Source organism: Micromonospora sp. LZ34 (genome assembly GCF_052981855.1).
Genome location: NZ_JBRIQN010000134.1, coordinates 1 through 2,192 on the forward strand (window position 1 = coordinate 1; position 2,192 = coordinate 2,192).

At 66.6% G+C, this 2,192-nt stretch carries 3 protein-coding genes and 1 pseudogene; 2 read left to right on the forward strand and 2 right to left on the reverse strand.

Going from position 1 to position 2,192, the window contains the following annotated elements:
• Positions 1-180 precede the first annotated feature (180 nt).
• Positions 181-762: a hypothetical protein gene (locus ACVCAH_RS37735; protein ID WP_447140990.1), complete on the reverse strand. Its 582-nt coding sequence runs from the start codon at positions 760-762 to the stop codon at positions 181-183.
• 95 nt (positions 763-857) lie between these two features.
• On the opposite strand from ACVCAH_RS37735, the pseudogene ACVCAH_RS37740 reads away from it, so the two are divergent.
• Together ACVCAH_RS37740 and ACVCAH_RS37745 are read left to right on the forward strand one after the other, a co-directional pair.
• Positions 858-1,109: pseudogene (locus ACVCAH_RS37740) on the forward strand (hypothetical protein); the annotation flags it as partial.
• A 6-nt stretch (positions 1,110-1,115) separates the two neighbouring features.
• Positions 1,116-1,283, forward strand: a complete 168-nt coding sequence (locus tag ACVCAH_RS37745; RefSeq protein WP_447140992.1) for a hypothetical protein — start codon at positions 1,116-1,118, stop codon at positions 1,281-1,283.
• A 175-nt stretch (positions 1,284-1,458) separates the two neighbouring features.
• Here the strand turns inward: ACVCAH_RS37745 and ACVCAH_RS37750 are convergent, their stop codons facing one another.
• Positions 1,459-1,899: a hypothetical protein gene (locus ACVCAH_RS37750; RefSeq protein WP_447140991.1), complete on the reverse strand. Its 441-nt coding sequence runs from the start codon at positions 1,897-1,899 to the stop codon at positions 1,459-1,461.
• Positions 1,900-2,192: the final 293 nt, after the last annotated feature.

Here is a 2,192-nt window from a genome sequence, read left to right on the forward strand (position 1 = left end):
GCACGGCGGGTTCGGCGAGCGGCCTGGAGAAACGGACCAGCGGCAACGCTGACACCGCACTCCAGGCCGACTCAACTAGCCTCGGCCGTATCGTCCAACTCCGTGCGGCAGGGACCGCAGCTGCTGGTCCCAGCGCTCTACTAGTCCGCTGCTGCGTCAGCCCGTCCAGCACCGTTGCTGTCATCCGTTGCTGTCATCGCCGTACTCCTCGATCAACCACCGCGCGACGGCTCTCTTGCCCGCCCGATAGTTGAGGTAGTCCTGGGCGTCGACCTTGCCGCCGCTGCGCTCCCGCAGGATGGCGACCACCTGCTCGGGCGGAAGGGTGAAGTCCTCGACCGGCAGCAGGTTGTACACCCGCCGCCCGTCGTGGTCCCTGCCGACGCGCCCCTTGATCCGCACTCCCGGAGCCACTCGGATCTGCAACATCGGGTCCGTCCAGTCGACGCCTCTCTTCGCGACGGTCAGCATCTCGATCGAACTCCACGGCAGCCGCGTCGTGACGCCACGCGACCGAAGGGTCACCCCGTCGTCGTAGGCGTGGATGACGAAGGGCCAGAGGAGAGAGACTAGGGCGCAGGCGGCGAGGAGGAAGAGAGCCGCGCTGAGGTACTTGACGGGCCCGGTGCTGGTGAAGACAGAGTTCGGGTCCGCCTCGGAGTACCGGGCCGCGCCCCAGCCGCCGGCCCCGATGAAGGCCACGAACAGGTAATTTCTGCGCACTTTCGCCGTGTCCCGGCGCAGCCGCACTCCTCCATCCACGGCACCATGATGCACCGTCACCGCATGACCGGCCCGGCGCGGAGCGAGACCACCTCCGCCACCGCGAGCCGTTTGGCCAACCGATCAGAGCGAGGGTGACCACACCGGCGTCGGGGCCGACACGAGGTGGCCGGCGACTAGGCAGGGTCCGTCATGAGGGTGGACCAGCGGAAGCGGATCTCCTCGTCGGGCAGTCTCCGACCGTCCAGCGCGCGGGCCGCTGCGCAACACCAACTTCCGGACGGGTCTTCGGGCCGGCGGCGACATCGGTCGGGCTGGCCGGGCGCACTCCCCACGACCTCCGGCACACGGCCGCGGGTCTCGCTGTCGCGGCGGGGGCCAACGTCAAGGCGGTGCAGCGGATGCTCGGGCACGCCTCGGAGTCGATTACCCTGGACGTGTACGCAGGCCTGTTCGGTGACGACCTGGACGCCGTAGCCAACCGGCTGGACGAGGCGGTGGCGGTAGGGAACAAGGACTATTCAAGGACCGGCACCACGGACGACGTGATCGACATCTGATTCGTAGCCTCGGCGAGGATGTCCGGTCTGGTGCAGCAATCGGCAACTTCTGACCATAGCCCTTCACATGTCCGGTGCTGCGGGGACCCGCCAACTTCGTTGCTGTCACCCGTTGCTGTCGCGGCGCCGTATCAGTTGGCTTGGCTGACCCAGTCCCCCAAGGTCAAGTAGGAAGTCAACGTCGGCGGGATGGCGCCTGTGTCAGAACCCACTCATCTCCGAGCGAGGCGACGATCAAGTCAAGGCGCTCAAATCTCATCAGGACCCCGCCCACCGAAGGCATCGGCGGGTACCCGTGGATCAGCGCAGCGTCAAGCAGCCGTTGTCCCGGCAGAGTGGCCAGCACGTCCGGCGCTGCCGCGGGCCCGACTCGCGTCTCCCCCTGATCCTCCATGTCGTACGACTCGTACGGCTCGCTGAAACTCAAGGACAGGCGCTCACCCAACCCGTGCACCATCAGCGGCGGGTTGCCTTCGAAGTGCAGCCAGAAATGGAGCAAACTCTCGGCGTCGCCGTCCCTAACGCCCTTGTGCCGATAGCGGGCCTCGGTGACAGCCTCCAAGTTCCAACGGACAACACGCCGCAGGAGCTCAGCCGTGGCCGATGGGTCATCCACGCCCGACACACTACTGGCCCGTCGCGGGCCGGCACCTTCCCCGGACTGGTCGCCTCGCGTGACGGCTGACGCGGGAACTGGTAGTCAGGGTTGATCGTCAACAGTCACGACCATTTCCGACCGGTACTGGTCCAGGTCGTGGACGCCCCACTACTCGCCGCGTCGGATTCGGTGGAATCGGAAGACGCCGTTCGTATCGTTGGCGCTGATGATGCAGGCTCTTCGAAGTTGAGCGGGGTTACGTGGTTGGAGCCGACCCGAGCGTGAAGGGCTCGCAGCTCATCGGTGATCAT